This window comes from Burkholderia sp. Ax-1719, assembly GCF_011753055.1.
Lineage (GTDB): Bacteria > Pseudomonadota > Gammaproteobacteria > Burkholderiales > Burkholderiaceae > Paraburkholderia.
On sequence record NZ_VWWJ01000002.1, the window covers coordinates 357,155 to 372,531 of the forward strand.

The 15,377-nt window shown below is 57.4% G+C and carries 10 protein-coding genes and 1 pseudogene; all 11 read left to right on the forward strand.

Translation table 11 applies throughout. The features are described 5' to 3' along the window. Positions 1-43 precede the first annotated feature (43 nt). The 11 genes and pseudogenes from F3J17_RS06615 (at position 44) to F3J17_RS06660 (ending at position 14,903) form a co-directional block, all read left to right on the forward strand. A complete protein-coding gene (locus tag F3J17_RS06615) occupies positions 44-1,381 on the forward strand; it encodes an MFS transporter (RefSeq protein ID WP_167055089.1) in 1,338 nt (445 codons plus the stop codon). Between the two features lie 71 nt (positions 1,382-1,452). Then, positions 1,453-2,781: a leucine-rich repeat-containing protein kinase family protein gene (locus tag F3J17_RS06620; protein ID WP_345891144.1), complete on the forward strand. Its 1,329-nt coding sequence runs from the start codon at positions 1,453-1,455 to the stop codon at positions 2,779-2,781. A 374-nt stretch (positions 2,782-3,155) separates the two neighbouring features. Next, entirely contained in the window at positions 3,156-5,300 is a 2,145-nt protein-coding gene (gene tssI / locus F3J17_RS06625) for a type VI secretion system tip protein TssI/VgrG (RefSeq protein WP_167055091.1), read from the forward strand. A gap of 13 nt (positions 5,301-5,313) precedes the next feature. Continuing rightward, positions 5,314-5,775 carry a DUF1795 domain-containing protein gene (locus F3J17_RS06630; RefSeq protein ID WP_167055093.1) on the forward strand — a complete coding sequence of 154 codons (462 nt, stop codon included), beginning with the start codon at positions 5,314-5,316 and terminating at the stop codon, positions 5,773-5,775. Next, on the forward strand, positions 5,772-10,058 hold the full coding sequence (locus F3J17_RS06635; RefSeq protein ID WP_345891145.1) for an RHS repeat-associated core domain-containing protein: 4,287 nt from the start codon (positions 5,772-5,774) through the stop codon (positions 10,056-10,058). Before F3J17_RS06630 ends, F3J17_RS06635 begins: the two co-directional genes overlap by 4 nt. Positions 10,059-10,926: 868 nt before the next feature. Continuing rightward, positions 10,927-11,517 (forward strand): SMI1/KNR4 family protein, encoded by a 591-nt coding sequence (locus F3J17_RS06640; RefSeq protein ID WP_167055095.1) that lies wholly within the window; start codon positions 10,927-10,929, stop codon positions 11,515-11,517. A gap of 340 nt (positions 11,518-11,857) precedes the next feature. Next, a pseudogene (locus F3J17_RS06645) lies at positions 11,858-12,382 on the forward strand (RHS repeat-associated core domain-containing protein); the annotation flags it as partial. Positions 12,383-12,769: 387 nt separating this feature from the next. Beyond that, entirely contained in the window at positions 12,770-13,297 is a 528-nt protein-coding gene (locus F3J17_RS06650; protein ID WP_167055097.1) for an SMI1/KNR4 family protein, read from the forward strand. A gap of 13 nt (positions 13,298-13,310) precedes the next feature. After that, positions 13,311-13,637 carry a hypothetical protein gene (locus tag F3J17_RS36180; protein ID WP_240160830.1) on the forward strand — a complete coding sequence of 109 codons (327 nt, stop codon included), beginning with the start codon at positions 13,311-13,313 and terminating at the stop codon, positions 13,635-13,637. Positions 13,638-13,797: 160 nt separating this feature from the next. Next, the gene (locus F3J17_RS36185) at positions 13,798-14,295 is read left to right on the forward strand and encodes a hypothetical protein (RefSeq protein WP_240160831.1); all 498 of its coding nucleotides are present in this window, start codon (positions 13,798-13,800) and stop codon (positions 14,293-14,295) included. Then, entirely contained in the window at positions 14,295-14,903 is a 609-nt protein-coding gene (locus F3J17_RS06660; protein WP_167055099.1) for a hypothetical protein, read from the forward strand. Before F3J17_RS36185 ends, F3J17_RS06660 begins: the two co-directional genes overlap by 1 nt. Positions 14,904-15,377 lie beyond the last annotated feature (474 nt).

Sequence of the window (15,377 nt, forward strand, 5' to 3'; positions counted from 1 at the left end):
GCCCGCGCTGTGAGTTTCACGCGTGGCGCGGCAGGAGACAAACATGAGCATTGCCTCAGTTCGCGCGGAGGATGACGCCGCGCTGGAAACCCGCGTAGTGCGGCGGGTATCGCGGCGCATCACGCCCTTCATCATCATCCTGTATTTCCTGAGTTTTCTGAATCGCGTCAACGTGGGCTTTGCGGGCCTCACGATGAATCGGGACATCGGCTTGACGCAGGCGATGTTCGGTGTGGGCGCGGGTATCTTTTTCGTGGGCTATATCGCGGCGGGCATGCCGTCCAACCTCGCGTTGCAACGCGTGGGCGCGCGCCGCTGGATTGCGTTCCTGATGGTGATGTGGGGCGCGCTGTCCGCGGCTACCGCATTCGCCAGCGGGCCTTATAGTTTCTATGGCCTGCGCCTCGTGCTGGGACTCGCGGAAGCGGGCTTCTTTCCCGGCATCATCCTGTACCTGAGCTACTGGTTTCCAGCGCGTCACCGCGCCTTTGTGACGGCGATGTTCATGACCGCCGCGCCGCTGGCGAATATGATCGGCTCGCCCATTTCGGGCGCGCTGATGACGCTGGAGGGCATGGCGCATCTGCACGACTGGCAATGGCTCTTTCTGGTCGAGGGCGCGCCTACCGTGCTGCTTGGCATCGTTTCGTACTTCTATCTGACTGATCGACCGGAACAGGCGCATTGGCTCGCACCCGCCGAACGCAACTGGCTCGCCGCCGAGATGCAGCGCGAGCGCGACGCCAAGGCGGCGCAAAGCCGCTCCAGCGTGTGGAGCGCCGTAAAAGACCCGCGTGTGCTGCTGCTGGCGCTCGTCTACGCGGGCACCTCGACGGGGCTCTACGCCATCGGCATCTGGGCGCCGATGATCATCCATCGCTTTGGTTTCAGCTATGTCGAGCTGGGCTTCGTCAACGCCATCCCGAACCTCTTCGCCGTGATCACGATGGTGCTGTGGGCGCGTAATTCCGACCGCACCGGCGAGCGCCGCCTGCATGTGGCGATTGCCTGTCTCGCGGCGGGAATCGGCATGCTGATGTCGGGCTATGCGTCGAGCGCGATCATGCTGCTGGTGGGGCTATCGATTGCAAACTTTGGCATCAACGCCGCCAAGCCGCCGCTCTGGAGCATGCCGACGCAGTTCCTCTCCGGCTCGGCCGCGGCGGCGGGCATCGCGCTCATCAATGCGATGGGCAGCCTGCTGGGCGGCACGATCGGACCGATGGTGATCGGCAAACTGCGCGACGTCGGCGGCGATTATTCGCTGGGCCTCTATTTCGTGAGCGCGACGCTGTTTGTTTCGGCGGTGCTGGCGTATCTGTTCGGGGCGCGCCAGCGCGGGCAGCGGGGTACTCAGGAGCCCGCCGTGGCTCAACGCTGAAGGCGATCCCGCTAGAATGGCGATGATCCGCAGTTTCATCGCACTTCAATTTTTTTCAGACCCATTCCAGCGTGACGACCGCCACTCTCGACCAACTGCGCGCCGGGCAACTCGCCGGCGCGCGCCAGCTCAAACTCGCCTGCGGCTTGACCGAATTCCCACGCGAGATTTTCGACCTCGCGGACACGCTGGAGGTGCTGGATCTCTCCGGCAATGCGCTGACGTCATTGCCCGACGATCTGCCGCGCCTGAAGCACTTGCGCATCCTGTTCGCCTCGCAGAACCCTTTCACCGAATTGCCGCCGATGCTGGGCGAGTGCTCCGCGCTGAGCATGGTCGGTTTCAAGTCGAACCGCATTCGCCATGTTCCCGCGAGTGCGTTGCCGCCGCTGCTGCGCTGGTTGATCCTCACCGATAACGATGTCGAGACGCTGCCGCAGGAACTCGGCGCGCGGCCTCATCTGCAAAAGTTGATGCTGGCGGGCAATCGTCTGCGCGCCTTGCCCGAGACGATGGCGGCGTGCAGCAGGCTCGAATTGCTGCGCATTTCGGCGAATCAATTCGATGCCTTGCCCGACTGGCTGCTGGCCTTGCCGCGGCTTTCATGGCTGGCCTATGCGGGCAATCCGTTCAATACGGCGCGCGAGGACGCGGCCGCCCAGCAGTCGGGCGTGCCTGACATCGACTGGCATTCGCTTGCGCTTGGACAGACGCTGGGCGAAGGCGCTTCGGGCGTGATTCATCGCGCGACGCGTTTGCTCAAGGACGGCCATCCTGCCGAGGCGCTTGCCGTCAAGCTGTTCAAGGGCGCGGTGACGAGCGATGGCTTGCCGGACCTTGAAATGGCGGCTTGTCTGAGCGCGGGCCGGCATCCCAATCTCATTCCCGTGCTGGGTCGCATCGCCGGGCATCCGCTGGACGAGCACGGTCTCGCGATGGCGCTGATCGATCCGGCGTTCCGCAATCTGGCCGGCCCGCCAAGCCTCGATTCGTGCACGCGCGACGTCTACGCGGACGACGTGCGCTTCGACTGGCCCGTTGCGCTGGGTGTGGCGCGCGGCATCGCATCGGCCGGGCAGCATTTGCATCGGCGCGGCATCATGCACGGCGATCTCTACGCGCACAACATCCTGCACGATGGGGCGGGACACGCGTTGCTCGGCGACTTCGGCGCGGCGTCGTTCCATGATGCCGACGATCGCACGCGGGCAAGTGCGTTCGAGCGTATCGAAGTGCGGGCGTTTGGGTGTCTGCTGGAAGAACTGGCTGAGCGGGCGATTCCGGCTTCGGAAACGCACACGGCTGCGCTCGCGGCGCTGGTGCGCGCCTGTCTGGGCGAACGCGTCGAAGATCGTCCGTTGTTCGATGAGATTATCGGACGGCTTGAGGCGCTGATTTAAAACAGAGTTCGTGTCAGGCGGCGTCATATTCGAATGCGATTAACTTTCGCCGGGTCATCTTAATGGCTTCCCTGCGAAGATTTCGCGACGCTGCTTTAGTCCGGTAATTCATTCCTGATTATGTACAGCGCCTTATTCAAGGCGCTGTAATTTTTTCCTCGATCAAGCCGTTTGCCATGCTGGCTGCCCGTGTGCAGCCTCGCAGGGATATTCGCGCAATGCGAATTGAATCAGCGCGACGGCGTTGTAACAAATGTTGCATTTAATCGTGCTTCCATATGTTTTTAATCGCGCTATTTTCACCTACAGTAGCGATGCCCCTGACCAGGCATCCGGTTTGCCGGATAAAAACTTAAGATGATGAAGGAAGAACGATGAGTTTCGCCTTTAATGGCGGCTTGCCTGGCGACCTGAGCGGTGGATCATCAGGCGCATTCAGCACGCTCGGCGGCCTGACGAATTCGGCCGCTTCGGCCATCTCCGGCAGCGCCGGACCGCTGGCCGGCCTCGCCGGCCACCTCGATACGATCCAGCGCGCGCAGCAACTCGCGCAAACCGGCTTCTCGCTATTGGGCAAGACGCCAGGCGCGGTCGCGCAGGCGATCAACAGCACGGCGGGCGACGCGGCGCTGCTCACGCAGATGAACCGCTACGTGACGATCGATACGCCGCTTGGCAGCGATGTGCTCCTCGTGAGCGCGCTGGTCGTGGACGAACACGTGAACCGCTTGCCGGAGATCCATCTGGATCTGCTCTCGCATCGTCACGATCTGCAGCCCAGCGACCTGATCGGCCAGCAGGTGAAAATCCAGCTTGACCAGAACGCCGCGGACTTTTCTGTGGAGCGCGTGGTGGCGAGCGCCGCTGGCGCGGAAAACACGCGCTATTTCGATGGTTACGTCGCGTCGTTCGACCGCGCGAGCAATCCCGGCCGCGTTACGCAGTATCAGATGACGATCGTGCCGTGGTTCTGGTTCCTCACGCGCTCCACCGATTGCCGCATTTTCCAGAACAAGACCGCGCAGGACATTCTCACCGAGGTGTTCCAGGAACACGGTTTCGCTGATTTCGTGTTCGATATTCACGGTACGCAAACGCCGCTCGAATATGTCGTGATGTACCAGGAGTCGTACTTCAACTTCTGCGCGCGCCTGATGGAACAGGAAGGGCTGATCTGGACGCACCGCTACCAGAAAGACAAGCATCTGCTGGCGATCGGCGATTCGAATCTGGTGTTTCGTCCCATCGACGGACTGCCGACTGTGCCGTTCGCGGACAGCGTGTCGAGCGAGTTCAACGGTATCGATCAACTGCATGAAGGCGGCCACTTTGGGCTGGGCAAAGTCACGTATCGCGACTTCAATTATCACAACCCGACTTCGCCGCTGATGCTGGTGGAAGCGGAATCGCAGACGATCAAGCACGCGCGGCTCGATTCGACCGAGCGCTTCGAGCATCAGTCGCTCTACGACCGCAGCGACGACGGCAATCGTTACGCGCGCTATGCGATGGAAGCGGAAGAAGCGCAGGCGCAGCGTTATACCGGGGCAGGCTTCGCGTGGCGCATGACCACGGCGGGCAACGTGACGGTCACGGGGCATCCCGTCGTCGCCATGAATCGCGAATACGTGATCCTGCGTGTGCGTCACGAAGCCGTGAACGACTATGCGCAACACGAAGTCAAGCTGCCGTATCGCAATTCGTTTGCGCTGCTGCCGAACAAGGTGCCGTACCGTGCGATGCGTACGACGCCCAAGCCGCTGATTCAGGGCACGCAGTCGGCGATCGTGGTGGGGCCTAAGGGCGAGGAAATCTACACCAACGGCAGCGCCGTGAAACTGCATTTTTTGTGGGACCGGCGCGGCAAGAAGGACGGATCGGATTCGATGTGGATTCGCGTTTCGCAGCCGTGGGCCGGTGCAGGCTGGGGCGCGGCGGCGATTCCCCGTATCAACCAGGAGGTGCTGGTTTCGTTCAATCAGGGCGACCCTGATAATCCCGTGATCGTAGGGCGTGTCTATAACGGCGACAACGGCAACCCGTATCACGGCGCAGCCGGGCAAACCATGGGGATCAAGAGCCAGACCTTCAAGGGGCAGGGCTCGAACGAAATCCGCATGACCGACACGAACGGCCAGCAGGAATTCTTCCTGCACGCCCAGAAAGACCTGAATACGATCATTCAGGATACCGAAACGCACCGTGTGGTGGGTGGCGCGCGTATTGTGACGCTCGACGCGGGCGACGAAACCAAATGGATCGCCAAGGGCAATCTGACCGAAACCATTGCGCAGAAGCGAGGCACGACGGCAACCACGGTCGAAGTGCTCACGCCTGCGAAAGATGGCGGCGGCGGCACGCAGCAATATGAGGCCGAACTCGGGCTGATGCTCAAGGTGCAGAACAGCTTCATCGTGCTTGCGCCTGAGGGCATTACGCTCCAGCACAACGGTTCCGTGATCCGCCTGGACGATTCCGGCGTATCGATCAACGGCCAGCGCATCGACCTGAACAAATAACAGAAGACCTGCCATGCACTACGCGATTTATGAGGGTAGCTTCGTGCTGCCCGATACGACGCTCGACCGCACCGTCAATATCCTCATGCTCAACGACGGCCCCGGCGGCCTGAATCTCGTCATCTCGCGAGGGCGTTTGCGCGAAGACGAGAACCTCGACGCGTTCATCGCGCGCGAATGGGCGCTGGCGACGCGCGAAGCGCCGCAACTGACCGAGCGCGCGCGCACGGCGGTGACGGTGGGTGGACGCGGCGGCGTGCAGATCGAAGCGACGCACGAGCAGGAAGGGCGTCTGCGTCATCAGATCCAGATCGTGTTTCCGAGCGACGATAGCGGCGCCGTGCTGGTCATGACGCTCACCAGAGCTGCGCCGTTCACGGACGAGCAGCGTGCGATGGCTGCGCGCATGATCGACAGCTACCAGCCGCGCGTGGCGCGGCCTACCTTGATCGAGTCGCCGGATAGCGCATCGTGAGCAGCGAACAGTTCGCCGCCGCGCGCAAGGACGATCCGATCAGTCATACGAGTCTGCTCGGCGATCTGCTTGGAATGGGCGGGTCGCTGCTCGGTGGCGCGGCAATTGGTTGGGCCTTGACGAAGGTCGTGCAGATTGGCGTCGGGGCGGCGATGACCGCACTCGAAATTGGCTCGGGGGGACTGGCCACGCCAATCGTGATCGGCATTGGTATTGGCATGGCCGCCGTGATGGAAGGCTCGGGGCTGAACGAGAAGATTGACGGCGCGGCACACGCGCTGGCTAACGCTATCGCGCCGCCAGAGATCAAAGGCACGATCAAGAGCGGCTCGACCGACGTCTACGTCAACGACAAGGCGGCGTCGCGCGCCGCGAGCCCCGGCGACGCCGACACCGTGGCTTGCCAGAACCATTCTGGCCCGCAGATGATCGCCCAGGGATCGGGCAACGTCTACATCAACAATCAGCCGGCTGCGCGAGTGAGCGACAAGACCACCTGCGACGGCACGATCGCCGTGGGATCGGACAACGTATTTATCGGCGGCGGCACGCAGCAGGTGCGCGATATCACCCCTGCGCGCAAATGGGTCGCGTGGCTGGGCACCGCGATTGGTATCGCGCTTGCCTTGTGCGGACGTGGCAAGAACAACTGGAGTGCGCTCAAGGCCGCGTTGCCTTGTCTGGCGATCAACCTCGCGGGAGGGCTGGTCGGCACCGCACTTGGGCATCTGTTTAGAGTGGCGATGGGCCACCCCGTCAACGTCATCACGGGCGGCAAGATTCTCGATGGCGCCGACGATACGGATTTCGTTCTGCCTGGGCCGCTGCCGATTGCCTGGCAGCGCTTCTACAGCAGCCACGATGACCGAGCCGACAGCCTCTTTGGGCGTGGCTGGAGCGTGCCGATCAGCGTCGAATTGAAGATCGTGCGCGACACAACAGGCAAGATCGAGTCGATCACCTATTGGGACGAACAAGGCCGAGATATCGTGTTCCCGGCCGTCGCGCCCGGCGAGAGCCATTTCAGCGTCCCTGAAGGCCTCTATCTGATCTGCACGGCGGGCGGACATTTCGTGGTCGAGTCGGTAGACGGCATGTATCGCGATTTTGGCATGTCGAATATTTCGGATGCCGAATCAGAGGTGTTGAAACTCTGGCGACTCGAAGACCGCAATGGCAACTGGATCGAAATCGCGCGTGACGAAGCCGATGGGAAGCCACGCCGCCTGCTCGACGTGACGGGCCGTGTGCTCGCGCTGAACTACGCCGAAGCCCACCCGTGGCGCATCGAAAGTATCGACCTCGTGCGCGGCGCGGAAGGCGAGCTTGCGGAAACGCTGGTGCGCTACGGCTATAGCGAAGAGGGTGAACTTGCCTCGGTGACGGACCGCAGCGGCCACATCGTACGCCGCTTCGCTTACACCGACAGCCTCATGACGATGCACACGCTGGCAGGCGGCTTGCGATGCTTCTACGCATGGCAGGGCGTGGGCCGCGACGCGCGCGTTGTGCGCCACTGGACCGACGACGGCGAAGCCTACACGTTCGACGCCGATCTCGCACAGCGCGCTGTGACGGTCACGGATCAACTCGGCCGCATCACGCGCTGGACGTGGAACGAAGATCAGCAGCCGCTCAGTTATACGGACGCCGAAGGGCATGTCTGGCGCTTTGAATGGAACGCGCTGCGGCAGTTGCTGGGCGCAACCGATCCAGCGGGACACACGACGCGTTTCGAATATGACGACCGAGGCCGCCAGATCGCACGCACCGATGCACTGGGCCAGAGCGAACGTACCGAATGGAACGGCTACTACGATCTGCCCGTCGCAGAAACCGATGCCGCGAACGCGCGCTGGACCTATCGCTACGACGAGCGCGGCAATCTGACGATGACGCGAGACCCCGCTGGCTTCGCGACCGAATACCATCGCGACGAACGCGGACTGGTGCATACCGTACGCGACGCGCGCGGCGGCTACAAACACCTCGAATGGAACGCGCGCGCGCAACTGACGGCCTATACGGATTGCTCGGGCAAGACCACGCGCTTTGCGTACGACGAGCGCGGCGCGCTCGCACGTGTGATCGATGCGGCGGGCCAGCAGACCGTCTACGAAGCTGATGCGATGGGGCGTGTTACCGCCATCGTGATTGCCGACGGCGCGCGTCAGACGTTCCGCTATGACGCGGCTGGCCGCCTGATCGAAGTGGTCGATCCGAACGCTCGCAGCACACGCTATGAACTGAACCCGCGCGGATTGCTGCTAGCGCGCACCGATGCCGCGGGCCGTGTCGTGCGATTCGGCTACGACGAAGCTTTCCGGCTGGGCACGCTGACCAATGAAAACCGTGAACGCTACACCTTCCGCTACGACCGGCGCGATCAGTTGATCGAAGAAGTGCGCCTTGATGGCAGCCGTCGCGCGTACGAGTACGATGCGTGCGGCTTCGGTATCGGTCTGCGAGAAGGGCGCCTGCATACGCGTTTCGAACGCGATCCGCTGGGCCGCCTCACCGCTAAGGAAGCGGGCCGCGAACGCTGTTCGTATCTGTACGACAAGGGTGGCCGGATCGCATCGGCGGAACTCTATGCCGTCAACGCGAATGGCCCCGCGTTGAAGAACCGCGTGAGCCTTAAATATGGCGCGCGTGGCGAAGTGCTCGAAGAATATACGCCGACAGGCTGGCTCACGCACATCTACGACGAACTGGGCAATCGCACGCAGACGACGGTCTCGGGCGAGCGCAGGATCGACTGGCTGCACTACGGCTCGGGTCATGTTCACCAGATCCGCATGGACGGCGCTGAAATAGCGGATATCGAACGCGATGACCTGCACCGCGAAGTGCTGCGCACGCAAGGCAAGCTGACGAGTCACTTCGGTTACGACAGCGTGGGGCGGCGTGCGCGCCAGAGCGCATTGCGTGGCGCTGCGCCCGATCCGCTGCTGGCGAAACAGTGGCACTACGATCTCTCGGACGACATGATCCGCAAGCAGGATCTGCGCTATGGGGCGACCTCGTATCGCTACGATCCGACCGGACGTGTCGAGCAGGCGATGGGGCCGGGCTTGCCATCGGAAGTGTTCCGCTGGGATGCCGCGGCGAATCTCGTATCAGGCGATCATCCGGGCGGCTACGTCGAGCACAACCGGCTGAAGGTGTTCGAGGACAAGCGTTTTGAATACGATGCGTTTGGACGGTTGTCACGCAAACTGAGCGGGCATGGGCCGACGAAGGATCAGACCTTCGAGTATGACGACTGGCATCAGTTGAAGACGGTCGTGACGAAGGACAGGCTGAATCTTTCGACTACGCATTTTGAGTATGACGCGTTTGGCCGGCGTATTCGCAAACTGAACGGCAGCTATGCGAGCACGGATTTTCTGTGGGACGGCATGCGACTGGTGCAGGAGACGTATCACGACCGGCGCGGCGTGGAAGCGTTGACGTATCTGTACGAGCCGGATAGCTATGTGCCGCTGGCGCGTATCGATCATGCTGCGCCTGCGGCGAATGATGCGAAAGCGGGTGCGGATGTCGTTCGCGATGCGGTTTATTATTTTCATAACGACGTGTCGGGGATGCCGGAAGAGTTGACCGACTCGGAAGGCGATCTGGTCTGGCAGGCTCGCTACAAGGTGTGGGGCAACGCGGTGCAGGAGGAGTGGATCCAGCGCGAAGCGCCGCGTCCGCAGAATCTGCGCTTTCAGGGGCAGTACCTGGATCGCGAGACCGGGCTGCACTACAACACGTTCCGGTTTTATGATCCGGATGTGGGAAGGTTCATCAACCAGGACCCGATTGGGTTGAATGGTGGGTTGAATCTTTATGCGTATGCGCCGAATCCGGTGTTGTGGGTGGATCCGTGGGGGCTAAGATGTGGCCCGGGTGAGGCAACGGGCAGCGGGCGTACGGTTACGCCTGGCAGGTGGTTGCGAGGAACCCACGGCAATGCGGGTGTGTTCCCCAAATCAATTGCAGACAAATTGCGAGGACAACAATTTAGAGACTTTGATCATTTTAGATCAGAATTTTGGAAATCAGTTTCAAAAGACACTGATTTGAGCGGCCAATTTTCGAAGTCTAACGTTGCGCGCATGAGCGAAGGGTTAGCTCCAAAGGTCTCGGTCACTCAAGGGGTTGGAAAGAACACATCCTATGTTTTGCATCATATAGAGCCAATTCAGCACGGTGGGGGCGTTTATGATATGAATAACCTGCTTGTCGTGACACCGCGATATCATGCGGAAGTTCTTGACCCGTCATATCATTACTAGGAGTCGATCGTGGAAAGAGTTGATTTGATAGCGCTGGTTACAAGAATAAAGGAGTCGAAATATTCGTCTGAGAATGAAGCGGAAATCGATATTGATGTTTTAACAAGGAATTCAATTGACCCGTACGCAATGGATTATATTTTTCAAAAAGAATACGAGGATTTGTCGCCCGAGGAGATCGTGGACAAGATTCTTTCGTATAAGCCAATTCAATTATAAATTTGTGTAATATCTGTGCAGCGAAGAGCTACGCCCGTAGGGCAAGCTGACGATCGATATTGGCCGCGGAAGCATTGCGCCGCGCCCGATCCACTACTGGCGAAGCAGTGGCACGACCTCTCGGGCTACATGATCCGCAAGCAGGATCTGCGCTAGGGCCCGACTGCGTATCACTACGACCCGACCGGGCGCATCGAACAGGCGATGGGACCCGGGCTGCCTTCGGAAGTGTTCCGTTGGGACGCCGTGGCGAACCTCGTGTCGGGAGATCGCCTGGGCGGCTACGTCGAGCGCAACTAGTTAGAGCAATCACCGGCGTTTCCAGTATTACATTGAAAACAACGATTTTCTCGAGTAATTTTTAGATTGACAGATCGACAATAAAATTTTTCCCAATCCTCTGTTTTTTTCAAAAAATTCAATCAAGAAAGCTGATTGCGAGTCGTCACCTTGACAAAAAATCCACGCGGATAGGCCGCCAGTTGTTGAGAAAATTCAAGGTTGGGGCACAGCATATTTTTGAGTATGGTGAATTTTCCTGAATCCCATTGGTGCCATGCTTGATAGAAGCGATAGGCTTCAAGAAGCAATTACCGCGATGCAAAATTAGATGGATAATTCGTCGTAGATTGAAGAAGGGATTGAGATCATGGCCGAAAAAAGTTTGATCGCTCCACTGCGCAGTAAGATGGAGCAATTTTCAGAGTTGGGTGTTGAGAGTGTCAATGACGGGGTAGCTTTATATGGGAAAGCTCCCTTTGTTGGCCCAAAGGCATTTCTTCATACGATATATCCTCCCTTAAGTAGTGAGGGGATTGTTGTTCTGGAAAGTGAAATTGGAGTGCGACTTCCTGGTCAGTTGGTCGATTTTTATCGTGAGTGTAACGGTCTTCACTATTTTGTCGATACGCTAACTTTCTATGGATTGAGGTCCAAGGCTGGTCGCAATTCTGCCGCTTTCTATCAACCATATGATTTGAAGACACCTAACGTAGAGGAAAGAATTCGAGGTGCGCAAGACGAAATTATTTTCTTCGCGTGGTACGACTGGGACGGTAGTTTCGTGTATACAAAAACGAGTGATAGCAAGATTTATTTTTGTAGAAATGATTCCACGACTCCGTTGAAAGAGTGGCCATCGCTTCGCGATTTCATAGCCGATGAGTCGGAAAGAATATCTAAGCTTTTTGATGAAAAAGGCCAACCAATCGACGAGACTGCATCTACACTGCCGGTATAAAGTACGCTGTGGTCTCGAAACCGGCATCGTGCTCAACAGCGTCCGTTCCACGCGGCTGCGGCGCCCACTCGCTGAGACGGTCAGTGTAGTCGGCGCCATTGAGATTCTTCAAGTAACCCAATCACTGCCTTCGATCCCGCCATACTTGGCCGCGACGTCAACTGTGCAAACGGGTCAGCATTTGCCAGGCTTGATCAAATGGCGTGCCTAACCTGCCGCGCAGCGCAGACACATAAGCACAAAGGGTGTTCGCTCGCTCCCGAGCTGCGCTCGTCGCCAATTGCTATTACCACGCCAGTACAGATGTAAATTCCAGAGTCGTGCGAAATCGAGGAATTCTCGCAAGCTGAACGGCAGCTACGCGAGCATGGATTTTCTGTGGGACGGCATGCGACTGGTGCAGGAGACGTATCACGACCGGCGCGGTGTGGAGGCGTTGACGTATCTTTACGAGCCCGATAGTTACGTGCCGCTGGCGCGTATCGATCATGCCGCGCCTTCGGCGAATGATGCGAGTGCGGATGCGGGTGTTGTTCGCGATGCGGTTTATTATTTTCATAATGACGTGTCGGGGATGCCGGAAGAGCTAACCGACGCCGATATGGATCTGGTCTGGCAGGCGCGTTACAAGGTGTGGGGCAACGCGTTGCAGGAGGAGTGGATTCAGCGCGCTGCGCCACGTCCGCAGAATCTGCGCTTCTAGGGGCAGTACCTGGATCGCGAGGCCGGGCTGCACTACAACACGTTCCGGTTTTATGAACCGGATGTGGGAAGGTTCATCAATCAGGACCCGATTGGGTTGAATGGTGGGTTGAATCTTTATGCGTATGCGCCCAACCCTTTTGGCTGGATAGACCCTTTCGGGCTGGAGTTCGAGCCGATCGAATTTCCGTCGGAAGTTTTACATTCGCGAACGGTAACTGCCAGTAATCCGTCGGGAATTTATGCGTATAAGGCAACAGGAAGTTACATATTGGACAAGCAGGCGTTGTATGACGCGGCAGCACTCGGAGAGCGACCTTCTGCCAAGTGGATGAATCATCATATAGATTATGATGCTGCGACGAATACAATGCGAGGGCAATTGGTTGATCCAAATTATCACTCTTATCCTCATTTCGGAGGATCTGATGATTTCAAACAGGCCACGGGGCATAAATATGGGACGCAGGGCGCGATTGATGAAGCAACCAGGAGAAATGACGCGATTGCAAAACGCGGAGGATCAGGGTGTTGACTATAGAGGTGTCCGATGTTAATTGATGGCCTGTTTTGTGGGGGCGGTTTTGATTTTTGTGATCAAGGTCCGTCTGTTTCTGAGGAAATCGTTAGAGAGGTCTTGTCTGGTGCGAATTTTAACGGTGTCGAAGATTTTGTTGAATTTTATGTGAAAAATAATGGTGGATATTTCAACCGAGGGGCGTATTTTTATCGGGATTTATTCTTTCGCGCAGATGTTGGTGATTATGGTTCGATGGAGGTGGAGAGCTTCTATTATGTTGGCGAGAAGTATCATGATGAAAGTGAGGTTAATCTTCGTTCGGCGGAGAAAGTTCGTAAGTTGAGGGCCAGGTATTCTGAAGAGAGGGATATTTTTTGTCGCGATCATTTTCCCTTTGCTGGCGATGCAGGGGATAATGATTTCTGGATTGATTTGAATAGTGGGGCGATTAAGTATATTTTGTGGGAATCCAGGGGGAATTCGATTGATGTTGTTGATATAGCTCCAGCGTTCTCCGATTTTGTGAAAAATATCGTTCCGCGTAGGCGTGAAGCTTGATTTTTGTACAGCGGTGGAAGTGATGGCCGATGTTGACTTCGGAGCCGACACAAGTGCTTGCGCCAGCTTTGAATCCGGCGCAGCGCCTCGTGTGTGGAAAAAGGAAGCGGGCCGAGAACGCTGTTCGTATCTGTACGACAAGGGCGACCGGATCGCATCGGCGGAACTCTATGCCGTCAACGCGAATGGCATGGCATTGAAAAACCGCGTGAGCCTCAAATATGGGGCGCGTGGCGAAGTGCTCGAAGAATATACGCCGACAGGCTGGCTCACGCACGTCTACGATGAACTGGGCAACCGCGCGCAGACGACGATCTCGGGCGAGCGCACGGTCGACTAGCTGCATTACGGCTCGGGTCATGTTCACCAGATCCGCATAGATGGTGTGGAAATTGCGGATATCGAACGTGACGACCTGCACCGCGAAGTACTGCGCACGCAAGACAATCTGACGAGCCAATTCGGCTACGACGGCGTTGCGTGGCGCTGCGTCCGATCCGTTGCTGGCGAAGCAGTGGCATTACGACCTCTCGGGCGGCATGATCCGCAAGCAGGATTTGCGCTATGGCGCGACTGCGTATCGCTACGACCCGACCGGGCGCATCGAACAGGCGATGGGGCCTGGGCTGCCTTCGGAAGTGTTTCGATGGGACGCGGCGGCGAATCTCGTATCGGGCGATCATCCGGGCGGCTACATCGAGCACAACCGGCTGAAGATGTTCGAGGACAAGCGCTTTGAATACGATGCGTTTGGACGTCTGTCACGCAAACTGAGCGGGCATGGGCCGACGAAGGATCAGACCTTCGAGTACGACGACTGGCATCAGTACACTGACGCTATTGAATCAAAGGTTATCGGGCTTAACAATATGTACAGGAGTGGGAAGCTAACAGATATGGACGTGGTTCTGGGGCTTGGGAAAATACAAGGGGCAGCGAGATCCGGATTGGAAAATGGAACTTTCAGTGTCGACCCAGCTACAGGAAGGTTGAATTAATGAGTGAAGAACTTTATGTAGTTACGCCAGAAATTAATGCCTGGATCGGGAAGGCTGAATTTCGTCCAGATATGGAATTTCCTTGGGATGATGTCTCTATTTCAGGGGAAATTGATGCTGGATTTGAAATGAATATTGATTGGAAGAGGTTGAAGGAAATTGATCTCGACTATTTTAATAAATCTGCGCCAATTGTTAGCGAGAAATTTTCTTCTGTCTGTTTGAAGCAGCGGGTGGATTGCCAACTGGTTCCGCTTGACATTGTTCTCAATGGAAATAAGGTTGATGGGAAATATTATTTCATTTTGTTGAATAAATTTATATCGTTTGTGAATATGGAGAAAACAACATTCACCAGGATGATGACTCGTGATGGAACTCGCTATGAGATGAGCAAAAATTTCCCGGAGATCCCTGAGTTTGATTCTTTGGAGAAAATTTCTATTAATAATTTCGAAAAACCACCATTTTTTATGGCGCCGGAAATTGGGTTTCAACGTGTATGCACGGGATCCTTCAAGGCGGCAATCGAGAGCGACAATATCAAAGGGGTCGTATTCACGCCGATTGATAAAAATTTCAAATATGAATCTCTGTCTTTTGACTAGCCTTGTGCTCACAAGGCTATATTCATGAAAATATGTGCGTTGGTTCACGTTGCCACGGTAATTAGTAAGAGACTGTGGGGGCGATACACGCTGTAACTCGCGCGGCGCCTACTCGCTGAGACGCTCAGCGCAGTCTGCGCCGTTCACACCCATCAAGTAGCCGCATCACTGGCTGCAACCCAACCTTTCTTAGCTGCTGCGTTAGCAAACCCTTCAGCTGTGTAAACAGATCGGCATTCGCCAAGGCTGGCCGTATGATGTGCAGAAGCCATTTTCTGCCGCCCAGCGCAGACACATAAGCATAAAGGACGTCCAATCCGTCGCGGGCCGCGCTCATTACAAACTGTTCTCACCACGCCCGTAGAGACGCAAATGCCGGAGCCGAACTAAACCGAGGAATTCTCGCAACTGAATGGCAGCTATGCGAGCACGGATTTTCTGTGGGACGGCATGCGGCTGGTACAGGAGACGTGT